Consider the following 18,814-nt stretch of genomic DNA (forward strand, 5'->3'; position numbering starts at 1 on the left):
AACCCACCCACCCCAGGCCCGTCCCACCCTCCAGCCCGTCCGGCGATTGAGGACAAAGCGGGGGTCCGGGGGCGGCAGCCCCCAGGGATGGGACGGGTAGGGGCGGCGGGGGCGAGGAAGCCAGGTGAGATCAACGCCCCACCGCCACCCCCGCCCCCACACGCTAGTGTCGGACCGACAAGGGACGTTACTGATCGGTAAGGGGAATCGGCCATGCAGCTCGGGATCAACCTTGGCTACTGGGGCGCCGGAATGGACGCGGACAATCTGGCCGTCGCCCAGGAGGCCGACCGGCTCGGATACGCCGTCTGCTGGGCCGCCGAGGCCTACGGCTCGGACGCCGCCACCGTACTCACCTGGGTCGCCGCCCAGACCGAACGCATCGACGTCGGCTCGGCCATCTTCCAGATCCCGGCCCGCCAGCCCGCGATGACCGCGATGACCGCCGCGACCCTCGACTCGCTCTCCGGCGGCCGTTTCCGCCTCGGCCTCGGCGTCTCAGGACCCCAGGTCTCCGAGGGCTGGTACGGCGTCAAGTTCGACAAGCCGCTCTCCCGCACCCGCGAGTACGTGGAGATCGTACGCAAGGCCATGAGCCGCGAGCGGCTCTCCCACGACGGCGAGCACTGGACGCTGCCGCTGCCCGGCGGCCCGGGCAAGCCCATCAAGCTGACCGTGCACCCCGAGCGCGAGCACATCCCGCTCTACATCGCCGCGATCGGCCCCAAGAACCTCGAACAGACCGGCGAGATCGCCGACGGCGCGCTGCTGATCTTCCCGTCCGCCGCGCACATCGAGGACACCGCCATCCAGTACCTGCGCGCCGGGCGCGAGAAGGCCGGGAAGACCCTCGAAGGGTTCGACGTCTGCCCGACGCTCCCGCTCGCCGTCGGGGACGACAAGGACGTGGCGAAGCTCGCGGACACCTTCCGGCCGTACACCGCGCTGTACGTGGGCGGCATGGGCAGCCGTAAGCAGAACTTCTACAACCAGCTCGCCCAGCGCATGGGCTACGAGAAGGAAGCCGCCGAGATCCAGGACAAGTACCTGTCCGGCGACAAGAACGGCGCCGCCGCGGCCATTCCGCACGACCTGATCGACCAGACGACGCTGCTCGGCTCGGTGGACCGGATCGCCGACCGGATGCGGGCCTACGCCGCCGCCGGTGTCACCACCCTCACGCTCGCTCCGGCCGGCTTCACGCTCGACGAGCGGATCGCCTCGCTGCGGGCCGGCACCGACGCCCTGGAGCGCGCCGGACTGGCGTAGCCGAAGGCTTGAGAAGTTCCGCGGCCGTGGTGGGGGCTCGGGGGTCTTCCCCGCCACGGCCGTCACGGAGCACAACGCGCCGACGGCCCCGCGGTTACGCCCTCCGCGCGCCTCCGGCCCCCTCCGCACCCTCGTACTTACGTCCACCCGCGCCCCCTCACGTCCTCCTTTTGGCGGAGTTGTCCGACACAGCTGTTGCAGCGCCCCTGGCACCGCATTTGACTCGTTCCCTGACCGGTTCTTTGACTCGTTCTTTGCGGAACCCCGCGGAACGCGGAACTGCGAGAGGTGCCTCTGATGCTTTCGGCCAGGAGTCTGTTCCAGGAGATCCTCGACAACGACGATTCCTTCCGTCTCTTCTGCTCCATCGCGGCCAGCGGTGAGTCCCAGGGCGGCTGGGAGAACGCCCGTATCGCCGCGCTCGTCCCGGCGGACGAACGCGCCCTCGCTCCCAAGATCACCCGTCATGGCGCGGACGAGGACAAGCACGGGCGGATCTTCAACGCCCTGCTGAAGAAGCGCGGCCTGCGGCCCGTCGACGTCCCGGCCGACACCGACTACACGATGCTGCTGGAGCGGCAGGGCATCGGTCTCGCGCACGAGAAGCTCAAGGGCGAGGAGCCGCTGACCGTCCAGGACATCGTCACTTACCTCGCCCACAGCCGTGTCACCGAGCAGCGCGCCTCCGAGGAGATGGAGCTGCTGCGCAAGTACTTCGGCGACCACCCCGACCTCGGCCGCGCGGTACGGATGATCTCCAACGACGAGGACAACCACCTCGCCTACTGCCACGAGGAGCTGCTGCGCTTCGCCGCCGCCGGCCACGGCCGCGCCATCCAGCGCACCCTGCGCGAGTGCGCCCTCGCCGAGATCCGCGTCTACCGGGACGTCAGCCTCGCGGTCATGGCCCACATGGGACGCGTACTGGACTGGCCGCGTCCCAAGGCGGCCGTCCTCGCGGCGGGCATCCGCGCGGTGTACGTCTACGAGCGCGCCGTCGGCTGGCGCCGCATGGTCTCCCTGCGGATGCCCGAACGGCGCGACGCCCTGGGCGGCCCTGCGACCGCGGCACCCGAGTTCGCGTGAACGCACCACCGCGGTACCGCGTTACTACAACCAGCCCCTGCGCTTGAACATCCGGTAGAGCAGGACCTCCACCACCGCCATCCCCGCGATCAGCACCGGATACGACCACGCCCAGCGCAGCTCCGGCATGTGGTCGAAGTTCATGCCGTAGATCCCCGCGACCATCGTGGGGATCGCGGCCATGGCGGCGAACGCGGAGATCTTCCGCATGTCGTCGTTCTGCCGGACGCTCATCTGCGCGAGGTGGGCCGACAGCACGTCGGAGACCAGGCGGTCCAGGCCCTCCACGGACTCGTTCACGCGCGTGAGGTGGTCGCTGACGTCCCGGAAGAAGGGCTCCGCCTTCTCGTGGACGAACGGCACGCGCGCGCCGAACAGGCCCGTGCCCGAGAGCCTGCCCAGGGGTGCCGCCAGGGGGCCGGTGGCGCGGCGGAACTCCAGGATCTGGCGCTTGAAGGTGTAGATCCGCGACGCAGTGTTCCGCGAGCCGCCGCCGGACGGCGAGAACACCTCCGCCTCCAGCTCCTCCAGGTCGGTGCCCAGCTCGTCCGCCACCTCCACGTAGTGGTCGACGATCGCGTCGGCGATCGAGTACAGCACCGCGGTGGGGCCGTGCCGGAGCATCTCGGGCTCGGCCTCCAGCCGGTGCCGTACGGCCGCCAGGGGCGCCTCCACGCCGTGCCGGACGGTCACCACGAAGGAGTCGCCGATGAAGACCATGATCTCGCCGGAGGAGACGATGTCCGCCTTCGGCTCGTAGCCGACCGGCTTGAGCACCATGAACAGCGAGTCGTCGTACACCTCCAGCTTCGGCCGCTGATGCGCGTTGAGGGCGTCCTCCACGGCCAGGGGATGCAGTCCGAACTCCTGCGTGACCCGGTCGAACTCCTTCTCCGTGGGCTCGTACAGCCCGATCCAGACGAACGCGTCCCCGGACCGGTGCGTGCGGCACGTGTCGAGGGCGGCGGAGAAGTCCGCGGGGCCCTCCGTCCGCCGTCCGTCGCGGTAGATGGCGCAGTCGACGATCACGGTGCGAATTCTCCCGCCGTACGGCCGGAAACGCACCCCCGCGTACCACGGCGATCCGTACGCCTACCCTGGGCCGCATGCCCACGCTGATCCTCGTCCGGCACGGACGTTCCACCGCCAACACCTCCGGAGTGCTCGCCGGCCGCACCCCCGGCGTCGCCCTCGACGAACGAGGAGCCGCGCAGGCCGCCGCACTGCCCGGGCGGCTCGCCGGGCTGCCGATCTCGGAGGTCGTCACCAGCCCGCTGCAGCGCTGCCAGGAGACGGTCCGGCCGCTGCTCGACGCCCGCCCGGAGCTGCGCGCGCACACCGAGGAACGGATCTCGGAGTGCGACTACGGCGACTGGTCCGGGCGCAAGCTCGCCGAGCTGATGGACGAGCCCCTGATGCAGGTCGTCCAGAGCCACCCGACCGCCGCCGCCTTCCCCGGTGGCGAGTCCATGCGGGCCATGCAGACGCGCGCCGCGGAGGCCGTACGCGAGTGGAACGCGCGCGTGGAGGCCGAGCACGGCGCCGACGCCGTCTACGTCATGTGCTCGCACGGCGACATCATCAAGTCCCTGGTCGCCGACGCCCTCGGGCTCCATCTCGACCTCTTCCAGCGGGTGTCCGTCGACCCGTGCTCCGTCACCGCGATCCGCTACACCCGGCTCCGGCCATTTCTCGTTCGCCTCGGCGACACCGGCGATTTCGCCTCCCTGGCGCCCCGCGAGGAGCCCCCGGGCGAGGAGGCCGCGGTCGGGGGTGGTGCGGGCGCACCGTGATCGTCGGCAGCAGTAGGGTGAAGCGGTCGCGGCAGCACCGCGAATGCCGAAAATCAGTCGATCCAGATTCATCCGATCAAGATTCTTCCGATCCCGGTTCATTCGATTCAATGGAGACAGGACGTGTCCCGTCAGGTGTTCCTCTACGACCCCCCGGACCGCTTCGTGGCCGGTACGGTCGGACTGCCCGGGCGCCGTACGTTCTTCCTCCAGGCCACCGCGGGTCCCCGGGTGACCAGCGTGGCCCTGGAGAAGACCCAGGTCGCCGCGCTCGCCGAACGCATGGACGAACTCCTCGACGAGGTCGTACGCCGTAGCGGGGGCAACGCCTCCGTCCCGGCCGTGGCCCCCGGCGAGGTGTCCGACACCCGGCCCCTCGACACCCCCGTCGAGGAGGAGTTCCGGGTCGGCACCATGGCGCTCGCCTGGGACGGCGACGAGCAGCGCATGATCGTCGAGGCGCAGGCACTGGTGGAACTGGACGCCGACTCCGAGGAGGACCTCGCCGAGGCCGAGGAACGGCTCCTCCAGGACGAAGAGAACGGCCCCCCGATGCTGCGCGTCCGCCTCACCGGCGCGCAGGCCCGCGCCTTCGCCAAGCGCGCCCTGGACGTCGTCAACGCCGGCCGGCCGCCGTGCCCCCTGTGCAGCCTCCCGCTCGACCCGGAAGGACACGTATGTCCGCGCCAGAACGGATACCGCCGCGGAGCGTGAAAGCCACCCCCACGCCCACGCCCACGCCCACGGAACTGCTCACCAAGGGCGAGCTGACCGTACGCGGGCGCATCAGCGAGGCGTCGAACGCGGCGTTGTACTGCACGGTCTCGTACGAGGGCGAGGAGGCCGCCTGCATCTACAAGCCGGTGGCCGGTGAACGCCCCCTGTGGGACTTCCCCGACGGCACCCTCGCCGGGCGCGAGCTGGCGGCGTACGAGGTCTCGGAGGCGACCGGCTGGGGTCTGATCCCGCCGACGGTGCTGCGAGAGGGCCCGTACGGCGAGGGCATGTGCCAGCTGTGGATCGACGCGGCGGCGGAGGGGGCCCAGCTGCTGGCCCTGCTGGACGCCGAGGAGCCCGGCCCCGGCTGGAAGGCGATCGCCTTCGCGGAGGTGGGGGAGGGCAGGACGGCACTTCTCGTCCACGCGGACGACGAACGCCTGCGCCGCCTGGCCGTCCTGGACGCGGTGATCAACAACGCGGACCGCAAGGGCGGCCATCTGCTGCCGGGCGAGGAGGGCCGCCTGTACGGCATCGACCACGGAGTCACCTTCAACACAGAGAACAAGCTGCGCACCCTGCTATGGGGCTGGGCAGGCGACCCGCTCCCCGCGGAGGCAGTGTCGGTTCTCACATCCCTGCACACGTCCCTGACCCCGGGCGCCCCCCTGAGCACCCGCCTGGAGGCCCTGATCACCACGGCGGAGGTGTCCGCGACGCGCACAAGGGTGAACCAACTCCTGTCGACCGGCAAACACCCGGAACCGAGCGGAGAGTGGCCGTCGATCCCCTGGCCCCCGGTGTGAGGACGCGGGGGACCGTCAGGGGCGCGAGGAACTGCGCGCCCAGCCCCCACCGAGCCCGCGGCCAAACGAAGAGGGCCAGCCGGCGCTTTTAGGGGCGCGGGGAACTGCGCGACAAGCCCCCACCGGCCCGCAGGCAAACGAATTGGGACACCACCCCCCACCTACGACACTGAGACGAATCTCGCAAGACCGCCTTCCAGGCCATCTCACCCCCGTCCAGCTCGTATACGGAACATCCGTCCGGTTACGCTCATGACATGCATGCCTGGCCCGCTTCCGAGGTCCCCGCCCTGACTGGTCAGGGCCGCGACCTGAGGATCCACGACACCGCGACCGGCGGTCTCGTCACCCTCGACCCCGGTCCCGTCGCCCGTATCTACGTCTGCGGCATCACCCCGTACGACGCGACCCACATGGGTCACGCGGCGACCTACAACGCGTTCGACCTCGTCCAACGCGTGTGGCTCGACACCAAGCGGCAGGTTCACTACGTCCAGAACGTCACCGACATCGACGACCCCCTGCTGGAGCGAGCGCAGCGCGACGGCATCGACTGGGCCGGCCTCGCCGAGAAGGAGACCGCCCTCTTCCGCGAGGACATGACCGCCCTGCGGATGCTCCCCCCGGAGCACTACATCGGCGCCGTCGAGGCGATACCCGGCATCGTGCCCCTCGTCGAGCGCCTCCGGGACGCCGGCGCCGCCTACGAACTCGAAGGGGACGTCTACTTCTCCGTCGAGTCCGACCCCGACTTCGGCAGGGTGTCCAACCTGGACGCCGCCGCGATGCGCCTGCTGTCCGCCGAGCGCGGCGGCGACCCCGACCGCCCCGGCAAGAAGAACCCGCTCGACCCGATGCTGTGGCTGGCCGCCCGCGAGGGCGAGCCCAGCTGGGACGGCGGCTCGCTCGGCCGAGGGCGCCCCGGCTGGCACATCGAGTGCGTCGCCATCGCCCTCAACCACCTCGGGATGGGCTTCGACGTCCAGGGCGGCGGCTCCGACCTCGCCTTCCCGCACCACGAGATGGGCGCCTCGCACGCCCAGGTGCTGACCGGCGAGTTCCCCATGGCCAAGGCGTACGTCCACGCCGGCATGGTCGCGCTCGACGGCGAGAAGATGTCCAAGTCCAGAGGCAACCTCGTCTTCGTGTCCGCGCTGCGCCGCGAGGGCGTCGACCCGGCCGCCATAAGGCTCGCGCTCCTCGCCCACCACTACCGGGCCAACTGGGAGTGGACCGACCAGGTGCTGGAGGACGCCGTCGAGCGCCTCGGACGCTGGCGGGCCGCCGTGTCCCGTCCGGACGGCCCGTCCGCCGACGCGCTCGTCGAGGAACTGCGCGAGGCCCTGGCGAACGACCTGGACGCCCCGACGGCCCTGGCCGCCGTGGACCGCTGGGCGGCCCTCCAGACCGAGCAGGGCGGTACGGACGAGGGCGCACCCGGCGTCGTGTCCCGCGCCGTGGACGCCCTGCTGGGCGTGGCGCTGTAACGAGAAACACCCGTACAGGAAGCGGGGCGCCGGGTGGGTCGACCACCCGGCGCCCCGCCGCCGTTCACCCGGCGATCACCAGCCCCACCACCTCGTCGTCCGAGAACCACACCCGTACGTCCGGACTGCCACCCGCGAATGCCCTGTGCACCGCCTGCCGGATCTCGGGGGACGGCCGGTCGAGGTTGCGCCACGCGCCGGACACGAACAGCCGGAGTCTGGGCGGGAGTTCGCGCGGGTAAGGGAGCAGCTCGTCCCAGTAGCGCTCGGCGCGGCCCGAACCGACCGCCTCCGGCAGCAGCCGGGTCACCGCCGCCCTGATGTCCGGCCGGCCCCCGATCCGCTCGGCGGTAGGCCGGCCTGGTGCGTCCCGCTGCGGGGAACCGGTGTCCCGCAGCACCGTACGGGCCGTTCCGGGGCTCATCGGCGGCCGGGCCGCCGCCTTGAGCATGCCCTGCAGCGCGGCCAGGGCGCCCGCCACCGTCGCCGCGGCGGCGGAGGTCCCGCGGAACGTGTCTGTGTACCAGGCGATCTCCTCGGGGCCGCCCCGGAGATCACCGGGCCGGTCCAGGCAGCCGCCCGCCGTCGTGACCTCGTGGCCCCAGCCCTGCGCGTCCACCCGGGCCCCGTGGTTGGAGAACGCGAGCCGGGACCGGTCGGGGCCGTGCTCGCGCCCGTGCGTGCCGGGCGGCGGGGCGCCCGCGCCGACCAGGACCGCGCCGGAGGAGGGGTGTTCGGGGTGGAAGGGGTTGCGCCACCAGTCGGGGAACCCGTCCGGGCGGCGCTCGTACACACCGTCGTCGAGCGATTCGCGGCCGTCGCCCGCGGCGGCCACCACGAGGACGCCCCGGGCGGTGGCGTGCCGGACGGCCGCGTGGTCGTCCGGCCACCATTCGAGGGCGATACAGCCCCGCCGGTCCTCCCGGAGCGCGAAGTCGAAGCGCGGCCCCGGCCGGTGCAGCCCGACCAGGACGAGGTCTCCGGGACCGAGCCGGCCGGCGGCGGTGTGGATCGCGGCGGCAGTCCCGAGCCCCTGGACGGACACGGCGGCCGTCACCGCGTCCGGGACGATCCCGGTGACCCCGCGCCCGTCACGGGCGCCGCCGAGCACGCCCAGCACGGACGTGCCGTGGTTGCGCCAGGCCAGGTCGGCCACCGGCGTCCCGGCCACCACCCCCGCGAGCCCGGCGGCGAGCGCCTCGTGGCCGAACTCCCAGGCACCTCCGACGTCGATCACCGTGACGCCCCGCCCCGAACCGCCCGGCCGCTCCCACGCCCACCGGGCGTCCACCCCCTCGGGCGCGGGCCGCAGAAAGCCCTGCCGGCCGGTGAGGTCGGGGGTCGCTGTGGCGCCCGCGTCCGCCGCACCCTCCTCCGCCGCGCTCGCTCCCGTCGCCCGCGAAGTGGCGGGCAGGGCGCCCGGTTTGACGTACGCCGTGTCGATGCCCGGCAACTCGGCGATCCCCGACCGCAGTTCACGGACCCGCGCCTCGCCGCCGCGCACCCGGTAGAACAACGCGAGGTCGGGCAGGCCGTCGGTCGTGGTCGGCCGGAGTCGCTCCTCGCCGCCGAACAGCGGTTCCAGGACGAGTCGTTCGGCACCGAGGAACCGGCCGAGCGCCGACACGTCCGCACCGGCCGCCGAGCGCACACCGTCGGGCCTGGCCCGGAGCCGGACCTCGGGGCGGGCGACGACGATCAGTTCCTGCCCGGCCGCACGACAGGTGATTCCCGGCTGTACCTGGTCGGTCATCGCAAACCGCTCCCTTCGGTCCGTGCGGGTGCCAAACAGGGCTCTTCGGTGCGTCCTTGCTGTCGAGGTGCTGTCGACTCACTGTGGCAGGGTGTGGTGCGAGTGGACATGTGATGTGGTGGCGGGGTCAGTTGACCCGCAGGACCGGCCAACTGCCGGTCCCTTCCTGGAAGGAAACCCCGTGGCACCCACACACGGTTCCTTCGCACGCCAAGTCAGCCGCCGCGGACTCCTCGTCGCGGGAGCCGCCACCGTGTCCGCCGCCCTGGTCGCCTCACCGGCCGCCGCCTCCCCGAAGAACCTGCCGACCCTGATACCCCTGCCGAACGGTTTCCGCCCCGAAGGCATAGCCACCGGAGCCGGCCCCTACGCCTATCTGGGCTCGCTCGGTGACGGCTCGATCTACCGCGCCGATCTGCGCACCGGCGCCGGCGAGATCATCTCGGCCGGACCCGGCACCCCCTCCGTCGGGCTCAAACTCGACGCCCAGGGACGGCTGTTCGTCGCAGCCCGCGCCCAGGGCGCCCGCGTCGTGGACACCCGTACCGGCGCGGTCCTCGCCTCCTACGCCCTCACCACGGCGACCCCCACCTTCGCCAACGACGTGTTCCTGACCAAGCGCGCGGCGGTCTTCACCGACTCGTTCCAGCCCGCTCTGTACGTCCTCCCGCTCGGCCGGGGCGGCGCGCTGCCGGACGCCTCCGACGTCGTACGGATCACCCTGAGCGGTGACTGGAGCCAGGTGCCCGGCGAGGTCGTCAACGCCAACGGCATCACCGCCACCCCCGACGGAAAGGCGCTGCTCGTCGTCCAGTCCGGGGTCGGCGGACTGCACCGGGTGGACCCGCGCACCGGGGTCACCCGGCTTGTCGGGCTCGGGGACGCGGCGCCGCTCACCAACGGCGACGGTCTGCTGCTGATCGGGCGCACGCTGTACGTCGTACAGAACCGGCAGAACGCGATCGACGTGTTCACGCTCTCCCCGGACGGCAGCAGCGGGGTCTTCCGGCGGCGCGTCACCGACCCGGACTTCGATGTGCCGACGACCGTGGCCGCGTACCGCAACCGGCTGTATCTGCCCAACGCCCGCTTCACCACGACGCCGACGCCCGACACGACGTACGCCGTGGTCGCCGTCGACCGCTGACGGATTCCGTACACGGGGGAAGGGCCGGTGCGCGTGGTGCGCACCGGCCCTTCCCGCCGTCCGGTCCGACCGGGTCAGTCCTCCGCCGGCGGGTCCTCGTCGTCCGTGCTCGGGAGCTGGGGCGGTTTCGGCGGCTGCGGCTTCGGGCGGGGTGCGGCCGGGTTGTCGCGGAGGTACGACGCGCTGTCCGTGCCGTCCGCCGTGGCGTGGCCGCCGGGGACCGGACCGGGGCCCCCGGGGCCGCCGCCGTCACGGCGGCGCAGATAGCGTTCGAACTCGCGTGCGATCGCCTCGCCCGTCGCCTCGGGCAGCTCGGCGGTGTCCCTGGCCTCCTCCAGCGTCTGCACGTACTCCGCGACCTCGCTGTCCTCGGCGGCCAGCTGGTCCACGCCCACCTGCCAGGCGCGCGCGTCCTCGGGCAGCTCGCCCAGCGGGATGCGGACGTCGATCAGGTCCTCCAGACGGTTCAGGAGGGACAGCGTGGCCTTCGGGTTGGGCGGCTGCGAGACGTAGTGCGGGACCGCCGCCCACAGCGACACCGCCGGTACGCCCGCGTGCGTGCACGCCTCCTGGAGGATGCCGACGATGCCCGTGGGGCCCTCGTACTTGGTCTCCTCCAGGTCCATCCGCTGGGCCAGATCCGGGTCGGAGGTGACCCCGCTGACCGGAACCGGACGGGTGTGCGGGGTGTCACCGAGCAGGGCGCCCAGGATCACCACCAGCTCCACACCCAGTTCGTGCGCGAAGCCAAGCAGCTCGTTGCAGAACGAGCGCCAGCGCATCGACGGCTCGATGCCCCGGACCAGGACCAGGTCACGGGGCTTGTCGCCGCCCACCCGGACCACCGACAACCTTGTCGTCGGCCAGGTGATCTTGCGCACACCGGCATCCAGCCACACGGTGGGGCGGTTGACCTGGAAGTCGTAGTAGTCCTCGGCGTCGAGCGCCGCGAACACCTCGCCCTTCCACTCCCGGTCCAGATGCGCGACCGCGCTGGAAGCGGCGTCGCCTGCGTCGTTCCAACCCTCGAACGCGGCCACCATGACTGGGTCGATCAGCTCGGGAACCCCCTCCAGCTCGATCACCCAGCGCCTCCTTCCGACGTGCCCTCGTTTGACCACCCAACCTTACGGCGTGTGGCGGGGGCGCCCGCAGCCCCCTTGCACGGGGGAGTGAACGGATCACTGCCCCGATGGACGCCCGTAAACACCACCCTTGAGCCACCCCGCACCACCCCCCTCACAAGTGAGGGGGTCAGAGGGTCGACCTGAGCCACTGCTCCACGCTCGCGATGTGCACCGTCGCCCACGACCGCGCCGCCTCCGCGTCCCGGTCGCGCAGGGCGCCCAGGATCGCCCGGTGCTCGTGCAGCGTACGGCTGACCGCGTCCTCCTGGGTCAGCCCGCGCCAGATCCGGGCCCGGGTGGTGGGCCCGGACAGACCGTCGAGCAGCGAACAGAGCACCGAGTTGCCGGAGCTCTGCACGATGCCCCGGTGGAACTCCAGGTCGGCGGCGACCAGTTCCTCCACCGACGGCGCTCCGCCGAGCCGGTCCAACTGGGCGGAGAGCGCGTCCAGTTGCTGCTCGCTGATGCGCGCCGCCGCCATCGCGGTCGCGGCCGGTTCCAGGATGCGGCGCACGGCCAGGAACTCCAGGACCGTGTCGTCGCGGTGGAAGTCGACGACGAAACTCAGTGCTTCGAGGAGGAGTTGGGGATCGAGACTGGTGACATAGGTGCCGTCGCCCTGCCGCACGTCGAGGATCCGGATGAGCGACAGGGCGCGCACCGCCTCCCGCAAGGAGTTGCGGGACAGGCCGAGTTCGGCCGCCAGCTCGCTCTCCTTGGGCAGCCGGTCGCCGGGGCGCAGCGACCCGGAGACGATCATTCCCTTGATCTTCTCGATCGCCTCGTCGGTGACTGCCATGGCGGGCCTCCCTGCCGTTCTGACCTGTCGTGCAGACCTGTCGTTCAGACATCCGATGTCTCAGGCCATTATGGGGGTTCAGTGGGCTGAACGGGACGCAAAGTGCGATGTCAGCCCGTACGAGGGTCCCCCAAGGGTGGCGGAAACGGTACCCGCGCGCTGCCGGTTCGGTTTTCAGGCGAGTGCTTCCAGGTCGGCGAGGGCGGCGGCCTCGTCGATCGTGGTGAGGGTCCGGTTCCGCATCAGCACCCTGCCGTCCACGACGGTGTCCCGGACGTCCGCCGAGTGCGCCGCGTACGCGAGCGTCGACCAGGGGTCGTGCCGGGGCCGCAGATGCGGGGCGTTCAGGTCGAGCACGATCAGGTCGGCCCGCTTGCCCACCTCCAGCGAGCCCAGCCGGTCGCCCAGGCCCAGCGCCTTAGCGCCCTCGACGGTCGCCATGCGTACGGCCTGCTCGGCGCCGACGGCCGTGGGGTCGCCGCCCGCCTTGTGCACCAGGGCCGCCTGGCGGACCGCCCCCAGCACGTCCAGGGTGTTGGAGCTGACGGCCCCGTCCGTGCCGAGGCCGACCGTGACGCCCGCGCTGAGCAGCCGGGGCACGGGCGCGATACCGCAGCCGAGCTTCAGATTGGAGACCGGACAGTGGGCGACGGCCGTGCCGGTGCGGGCCAGCGCCGCGATCTCCGGCCCGGTCAGGTCCACGGCGTGGGCCAGCAGCAGGTCGGGGCCGAGCAGCCCGATCGAGTCGAGCAACTCGACAGGGCGCTTGCCGTACTTGACCTCGACGGTGGCGACCTCGGTCGCGTTCTCGGCGGCGTGGATGTGCAGCAGCGCGCCGAACTCCCGTGCCAGGGCGGCGATCTCGACCAACTGGTCGGGGGAGAGGGTGTAGGTGGAGTGCGCGAAGAGGATCGGGCGGAACCCGGGGCGCGGGCTGCCGCGCGACTCCAGGTCCTGGCGAGCCCAGGCCAGCCGGTCCTCGTAGGCGATGCCGTCGGGCGGCTGCGGTACGTCCATGAAGGTGGGGCCGGTGTGCAGCCGCCAGCCCGCCTCACGGGCCGCCTGTTCGGCCGCCTCGTGGAACCAGTACATGTCGAGGGCCGAGGTCACCCCGGCGCGCACGCTCTCGGCGACCGCGAGCCGGACGGCCGCCGCCACGTTCTCCGGCGAGAGCAGCTGCGCCTCCCACTTGAGCACGCGCTCCAGGAAGCCCTGAAGGGTGACGTCGTCGGCCCGGCCGCGCAGGAGCGTCATCGCGAGGTGGGTGTGCGTGTTGACGAGGCCGGGCAGGATCAGGCAGTTCGAGGCGTCAAGGGACTCGGTGGCTGTGAACCGAGTTGTCAGCTCGGAAGCCGGTCCTACGGCGACGATCTCGCCGTCGCGCACGGCGACGGCCCCGGTGTGAACAACGGTTCCGGCCTCGTCGACTGTGAGCACGTCGCCGCCGTGGACGAGCAGGTCGATCGGTTCACGCTGAGACTCACTCATACGAGGGGCTCCCCGGACTCGTTCTCGGCCTCGGCCTCCGCCAGCAGCCGCAGCGCCTCCAGCGACACCACCGCGCCGCGCTCCACACCCTCCGCGACGACCTCCCGGTGCGGGTTGTAGCCGCCGGTGACGGTCTCGTCGACCAGTTCATCGGCGTTCGCCCCGTCGACGACGACCACTCCGCCCGCGACCAGTCCGCGCAGCGATGCGGTCACCAGCAGCGCGCTCAACTCCATCTCGATGGCGGCGAGTCCGGCGCCCTCGTAGGAGAAGAGGGGGAGCAGACCGGGCTGGAAGGCGGCCCGCGTCCACACGATGCCCCGGTGGTGCGGGGCGCCCGCCTCGCGCGCCGCCCGCTGGAGCGCGAGCACCGCCTCCGGGGAGGACACCGCCGGGTACTCCGGGGGCAGCAACTGCTGGGTGACACCGTCGTCCCGGACGGCCGCCTCCGCGATCACGAGGTCGCCGTCGCCGATCCCCGGCCGCATCGCACCGGCCGTACCGAACCGCAGGAAGGTCCGCACACCGGCGTCCGCCAGCTCCTGGAACAGCAGGATCGCCCCCGGGCCGCCCACCCCGTGCGAGGCGACCAGCACCGGCACGCCCTTCCAACTCCCGCTGAACACCCGGTATTCGCGGTGGTACGACACCTCCCGCGCGCCCTCCAGCTTCGCGCCGACGAGAGCGGCACGCTGCGGGTCGCCGACGACCAGCGCGCGCGGCGGCAGCCCCGTGCGGGGTATCCGGGTGACGGGCAACAGGTCCTGCGTCATGAAACGGCTCCGGTGGGAGTTGGGTCGGCGGTGGTGGACGTGGCAGGGGTACGGCGACGGCGGCGGGCCGTCGTCAGGAAGAGGGCGCCGAGCGTGACGACGTACGGCGCCGCGTCGGTCGCCTGCTGCGGCAGACCGAGGCCCTGGAGCCGGAAGCCGGCCGCCTCCGCGACACCGAACAGCAGCGCCGCCAGCAGCACCCCGAACGGCAGCGCACGGCCCAGCATCACCGCGACGACGGCGATCCAGCCGCGCCCCGCCGTCATGTTCTCCGAGAACAAGGTGACGTTGCCGAGGGCGAGTTGGGCCCCCGCGAGCCCGCACAGCACACCCGAGACGAGCACGGCCGCGTACTGGTACTTGACCGGGCTCACCCCGAGCGTGGCCGCCGCGTCCGGTGCCTCGCCGACCCCGCGCAGCCGGAGCCCCCACACATGCCGGGACAGCATCAGCGCGGCCACGCCGACCGACGCCCACGCCAGATAGGCGAGCGGCGAGAAGCCACCGACCAACGGCAGCCCGGCCAGTGACGGATCGTCAAAAGTGCCCTGCACACCGAAGACGGTACGGAGGAGGAAGCTGGTGAGGCCAACCGCCAGCAGATTCAGGGCGATTCCGAGCACCACCGCGTCCCCGCGCAGGGTGACCGCGCCCACGGCCAGGATGAGCGAGTACGCGGCGGAGGCGAGGGCCGCCGCCAGGACGCCGAGCCAGGGGCTGCCGGTGAACCAGCTCGTGGCCACGGCGGTGAAGCAGCCCATCAGCATCATGCCTTCGAGGCCGATGTTGAAGACGCCCGCACGCTCGCAGACGGCCCCGCCGAGCGCGGCCAGCAGGATGGGCGTCAGCGCGCGCAGCGCCGACATGAGGAGATCGGAGTCGAAGAACATCACACCGCCTCCTTGCGACGGTTGAACCACCACTGGGGGAAGCGCAGTCGCGCCGCCAGGAACACGATCACGATCGCCTGGAGCACCTGCGTCAGCTCGCGCGGCACCTCGGTCGTCCGCTCCATCGACAGGCCGCCCACTTGCAGCACGGCGAAGAAGAAGGAGGCCAGGACCGTCCCGACGGGGGAGGCAGCCGCGAGCAGGGCCGCCGTCAGTCCCGTCCAGGTGTAGCCGGAGGCGGTGAGCGAACCGTCCAGGAAGCGGTACGGGAAGCTCAACACCCCTATGGCGCCCACGAGTCCGGCCAGCGCGCCCGACACCGCCATCAGCCGCAGCGTCAGGCCCTTGCGCTCGACACCCGCGTACGCGGAGAAGCGGGCGTTGAGGCCGGTCATCCGCATCTCGTAGCCGAACGCGGTGCGTCGGTCGGTGAACCAGTAGGCGGCAGCGGCCACGACCACCAGCAGCAGTCCGACCGTCACGGTCGACGAACCGAAGGTGGCCAGCGCTACCCCGTCCGGGAGTTGCCGGGTCTGGGGGAGGCTGGAGCCGGGCTCCTTCAGCGGATAGCGGGCCAGGTAGGAGGCGAAGGACGCCGCCGGATAGCTCAGCAGCAGGCTGCTCACCAGCAGCGGTACGCCGAACCGGTTCTCGCACACGGCGGCCAGGGCCGCGTACCCGGCACCGGCGGCCATGCCCGCGAGCAGCGAGAGGACGACGGTGAGCGGCGCGGGCAGCGGCGAGTACAGCCCCGTCACGGCCGCCGCCATCCCGCCGAGCACCAACTGCCCGTCCCCGCCCAGGTTGATGAGCCCGGCGCGCAGCGGAACGGCCAGCGCGAGGGCCAGTCCCAGCACGCTCGTCAGGGTGGTCAGCGTCGACCCGATCCCGTCGGCCCCCAGCGAACCGGTGATGACCGCCTCGTACGCGGCGACCGGATCGGCGCCGGTCCCGACGAGGAACAGGGCGCCGATGACGACCCCGGCGAGCACGGAGAAGGCGACGGGGGAGGCGACAACTGCCTTTATTCGATGCATGTCAGTCCCTGACCTCCGTCGGCGCGGGCCCGCCCGCCATCGCGAGCCCCAGCGTCCGCTCGTCCGCCTCGGCCTTGTCGTACGACGCCGTCACGCGGCCCTCGTACATCACCAGGACCCGGTCCGCGAGCCCCCGGATCTCGCTCAGCTCGGCCGAGACGAGCAGCACGGCGTGGCCCGCGTCGCGGTAGGCGATCAGCTGGTCGTGGATGTTCTGGACGGCGCCGATGTCGACGCCGCGCGTCGGCTGCTCGACGAGCAACAGGGGTGCGTCGTGGGCGAGTTCGCGCCCGATGAGCAGCTTCTGGAGATTGCCGCCGGACAGCGAGGACGCGGGCACCTCCGGGGAGGACGCCTTGATGCCGAAGCGTTCGATCAGGCGTTGCGCGTGACCCCGTACGGCCGTCGGCGGCAGCAACCCGCGCGAGGACAGCGACGTACGGTGGTGGCCCATCGCGAGGTTGTCCGCGACCGACGCGGCAGGCGCCGTACCGACGGCGTGCCGGTCCTCGGGGACGTACGCGAGGCCCCGGGCGCGGCGTTCGGTCGCCGAGGCGTGGGTGATGTCGTCGCCGAGCAGCGCGACCCGGCCGGCGGTCACCGGACGGAGCCCGGCCAGGGCCTCCACCAGCTCGCTCTGGCCGTTGCCCGCGACGCCCGCGATACCGACGATCTCCCCTGCGCGGACGGCGAGTTGGACTCCCCGTACGCCGTCCGTGGCAAGGTCGGTGACGTCGAGGACGGTGGCGCCCGGGGTGCCGGAGGCGTGGACGCGGTCCAGCTCCACCGCGCGGCCGGTCATCGCGGCGGCGATGTCGGCGGCGGACGTCTCTGCGGTGACCAGCCGGGCGACGACCCGGCCGTCCCGCAACACCGTGACGTTGTCGCTGCCTTCGAGGACCTCGCGGAGCTTGTGCGTGACCAGGATGACCGTACGGCCTTGTGCGGCAAGGGACTTGAGGACCGCGAACAGGGCGTCCGCCTCGGCCGGGGTGAGGACGGCGGTCGGTTCGTCGAGGATCAGCGTCCGGGCGCCCCGGTGCAGCAGCTTGAGGATCTCGACGCGTTGGCGCAGCCCCACGGGCAGGTCGCCGACCAGGGCGTCCGGATCGACCGCCAGCCCGTGCTCCTCGGCCAGCTCTCGGACCCGGCGGCGGGCCGCGCCCCGGTCCACCAGACCGAAACGGCGCGGCTCGGCGGCGTACACCACATTTTCGGCGACCGTCAGCGAGTCGAACAGCTTGAAGCTCTGGTGGACCATGCCGAGCCCGGCGGCCATCGCGTCGCCGGGGTCGGAGAAGGTGACCTCGCGGCCGTCGACGTGGACCGTCCCGGCATCCGGACGCTCCATTCCGTACAGGACGGACATCAGCGTCGACTTGCCGGCGCCGTTCTCGCCCATCAGCGCGTGGATCTCACCCCGTGAGACGGTGAGGTCGACGGCGTCGTTGGCGAGCGTGCCGGGGAACCGCTTGGTGATTCCCCGCAGCTCGACCGCAGCCTCCCGCATGTCAGCTGGCGGCGGCGGGGTCATCGACCGTCAGCTCTCCGGACACGATCTGGTCGCGCAGCGCCGTGACCTTCTTCAGGACGTCGGGGTGCTTCGCGATCACGCACTGGGACGAGTCGACGCCCTTCTCCAGCCCGGTGAGGCTGATGCCGCTCTCCTTCAGTCCGTACGAGGTGGTCGTGCCCGTCTGGCCGCCGAGGACCTGCTCGATGCCCTTCTCCACGGCGACGTCCGTGCGCTTGATCACATTGTCGACGACCGTGCCGGGCGCCGAGGGGCACTGGTTGACGTCCACGCCGTACGCGAACGCGCCCTTGGCCTTGGCCGCCTCGAACACGCCGTAGTTGCCGGCCGCCGCAGCCGCCATCAGCTGGTCGTAGCCGTCGGACAGCAGGTCGTTCGCCTGTTCCTTGGCGCGCGCCGAGTCGTCGAACGGGGACTGGCCGCCGACGAAGCGCGTACCGGTCTTGGTCTTCGGGGCCACATGCTGGGCACCGGCCGCGAACGGGTCGCTGAAGCGCCGGAACACGGGCGTGTCCAGCACGTCCACCGCGCCGACCTTGCCGCTCTTGGTCAGCAGCCCGGCCTCGGCGCCCGCGAGGAAGACACCCTCGTGCTCACGGAAGACCTCGCAGCTGACGTTGTCGAACGCCTTCGTGGTGCACGCGTCGATCATCAGGAACTGCTGCTTGGGGTGCGCGGCGGCCTGCTGCGCGACCAGGTCCGCGAACTCGAAGCCGACCAGTACGACGACGTCCGGCGCCGCGTCCACGGCCGCCTGCACGTTCTGCTGCTGAGACGCGGTGTCCGTGGACTGGAACACCTTCGAGGTCCCGTCGTGCGCCTTCGCGGCGGCCTCGACACCGGTGACAGCCAGCTTGAGGAACTCGTTCTGCCCGACGGCGTCCGGCGTGACCAGCGTGAACGACTTGCCCCCGGCCGAAGCACTGCTGTCGGCGGACGCGTCGTCCTTCGCGGCGGCGTTGCAGGCGGTCGCACCGGCGACGAGCAGCACGGACATGGCGGCGAGCGGGAGCGTACGACGGGATCTGCGAGACATCGGGGACCTTCCGGAGGAACGTAAGGCACAGCCCGCGCTCGGCGCTGAGCACGGGAGGGAAAGCGGGGGAGG

Annotated in this window: 17 protein-coding genes; 7 read left to right on the forward strand and 10 right to left on the reverse strand. The window is 71.8% G+C overall.

Annotated elements, in window-relative coordinates; genetic code table 11:
• The first annotated feature begins 213 nt into the window (after positions 1-213).
• Positions 214-1,269: an LLM class F420-dependent oxidoreductase gene (locus CW359_RS37045; protein ID WP_105974610.1), complete on the forward strand. Its 1,056-nt coding sequence runs from the start codon at positions 214-216 to the stop codon at positions 1,267-1,269.
• 297 nt (positions 1,270-1,566) lie between these two features.
• A complete protein-coding gene (locus tag CW359_RS37050; RefSeq protein ID WP_105974611.1) occupies positions 1,567-2,355 on the forward strand; it encodes a ferritin-like domain-containing protein in 789 nt (262 codons plus the stop codon).
• 24 nt (positions 2,356-2,379) lie between these two features.
• Here the strand turns inward: CW359_RS37050 and corA are convergent, their stop codons facing one another.
• Complete coding sequence (corA, locus tag CW359_RS37055; RefSeq protein WP_105974612.1) at positions 2,380-3,384, reverse strand: magnesium/cobalt transporter CorA; 1,005 nt, start codon at positions 3,382-3,384, stop codon at positions 2,380-2,382.
• A gap of 77 nt (positions 3,385-3,461) precedes the next feature.
• On the opposite strand from corA, the gene CW359_RS37060 reads away from it, so the two are divergent.
• The 4 genes from CW359_RS37060 to mshC all read left to right on the forward strand — a co-directional run bounded on the left by CW359_RS37060 (position 3,462) and on the right by mshC (position 7,158).
• Positions 3,462-4,148: a histidine phosphatase family protein gene (locus CW359_RS37060; protein WP_105974613.1), complete on the forward strand. Its 687-nt coding sequence runs from the start codon at positions 3,462-3,464 to the stop codon at positions 4,146-4,148.
• 123 nt (positions 4,149-4,271) lie between these two features.
• Positions 4,272-4,862 carry a DUF3090 domain-containing protein gene (locus CW359_RS37065; RefSeq protein WP_105974614.1) on the forward strand — a complete coding sequence of 197 codons (591 nt, stop codon included), beginning with the start codon at positions 4,272-4,274 and terminating at the stop codon, positions 4,860-4,862.
• Positions 4,826-5,671, forward strand: coding sequence for an SCO1664 family protein (locus tag CW359_RS37070; protein ID WP_105974615.1), 846 nt, complete (start codon positions 4,826-4,828; stop codon positions 5,669-5,671). The genes CW359_RS37065 and CW359_RS37070 overlap by 37 nt, the downstream gene beginning before the upstream one ends.
• A 257-nt stretch (positions 5,672-5,928) precedes the next feature.
• On the forward strand, positions 5,929-7,158 hold the full coding sequence (gene mshC, locus CW359_RS37075) for a cysteine--1-D-myo-inosityl 2-amino-2-deoxy-alpha-D-glucopyranoside ligase (protein ID WP_105974616.1): 1,230 nt from the start codon (positions 5,929-5,931) through the stop codon (positions 7,156-7,158).
• A gap of 64 nt (positions 7,159-7,222) precedes the next feature.
• Here the strand turns inward: mshC and CW359_RS37080 are convergent, their stop codons facing one another.
• Entirely contained in the window at positions 7,223-8,911 is a 1,689-nt protein-coding gene (locus CW359_RS37080) for a S8 family serine peptidase (protein ID WP_105974617.1), read from the reverse strand.
• Positions 8,912-9,092: 181 nt separating this feature from the next.
• Between CW359_RS37080 and CW359_RS37085 the strand changes: the two genes are divergently transcribed.
• Positions 9,093-10,058: an SMP-30/gluconolactonase/LRE family protein gene (locus tag CW359_RS37085; protein WP_105974618.1), complete on the forward strand. Its 966-nt coding sequence runs from the start codon at positions 9,093-9,095 to the stop codon at positions 10,056-10,058.
• A gap of 74 nt (positions 10,059-10,132) precedes the next feature.
• Here CW359_RS37085 and CW359_RS37090 read toward each other — a convergent pair whose 3' ends face one another.
• The 8 genes from CW359_RS37090 to CW359_RS37125 all read right to left on the reverse strand — a co-directional run bounded on the left by CW359_RS37090 (position 10,133) and on the right by CW359_RS37125 (position 18,742).
• Positions 10,133-11,143 (reverse strand): PAC2 family protein, encoded by a 1,011-nt coding sequence (locus CW359_RS37090; protein ID WP_105974619.1) that lies wholly within the window; start codon positions 11,141-11,143, stop codon positions 10,133-10,135.
• A 169-nt stretch (positions 11,144-11,312) separates the two neighbouring features.
• On the reverse strand, positions 11,313-11,984 hold the full coding sequence (locus tag CW359_RS37095) for a FadR/GntR family transcriptional regulator (protein WP_105974620.1): 672 nt from the start codon (positions 11,982-11,984) through the stop codon (positions 11,313-11,315).
• A gap of 174 nt (positions 11,985-12,158) precedes the next feature.
• Complete coding sequence (locus CW359_RS37100) at positions 12,159-13,472, reverse strand: amidohydrolase (RefSeq protein ID WP_105974621.1); 1,314 nt, start codon at positions 13,470-13,472, stop codon at positions 12,159-12,161.
• Positions 13,469-14,245 (reverse strand): nucleoside phosphorylase, encoded by a 777-nt coding sequence (locus tag CW359_RS37105; protein ID WP_105974622.1) that lies wholly within the window; start codon positions 14,243-14,245, stop codon positions 13,469-13,471. The genes CW359_RS37100 and CW359_RS37105 overlap by 4 nt, the downstream gene beginning before the upstream one ends.
• Positions 14,242-15,135: an ABC transporter permease gene (locus CW359_RS37110; RefSeq protein WP_105974623.1), complete on the reverse strand. Its 894-nt coding sequence runs from the start codon at positions 15,133-15,135 to the stop codon at positions 14,242-14,244. Before CW359_RS37110 ends, CW359_RS37105 begins: the two co-directional genes overlap by 4 nt.
• Positions 15,135-16,172: an ABC transporter permease gene (locus tag CW359_RS37115; RefSeq protein ID WP_105974624.1), complete on the reverse strand. Its 1,038-nt coding sequence runs from the start codon at positions 16,170-16,172 to the stop codon at positions 15,135-15,137. Before CW359_RS37115 ends, CW359_RS37110 begins: the two co-directional genes overlap by 1 nt.
• A 1-nt stretch (position 16,173) precedes the next feature.
• Positions 16,174-17,706 (reverse strand): ABC transporter ATP-binding protein, encoded by a 1,533-nt coding sequence (locus CW359_RS37120; RefSeq protein ID WP_105974625.1) that lies wholly within the window; start codon positions 17,704-17,706, stop codon positions 16,174-16,176.
• On the reverse strand, positions 17,684-18,742 hold the full coding sequence (locus CW359_RS37125; protein ID WP_105974626.1) for a BMP family ABC transporter substrate-binding protein: 1,059 nt from the start codon (positions 18,740-18,742) through the stop codon (positions 17,684-17,686). The genes CW359_RS37120 and CW359_RS37125 overlap by 23 nt, the downstream gene beginning before the upstream one ends.
• Positions 18,743-18,814: the final 72 nt, after the last annotated feature.

Origin of the sequence: Streptomyces geranii (assembly GCF_002954775.1) — a bacterium.
In the GTDB taxonomy this organism is placed as follows: domain Bacteria; phylum Actinomycetota; class Actinomycetes; order Streptomycetales; family Streptomycetaceae; genus Streptomyces; species Streptomyces geranii.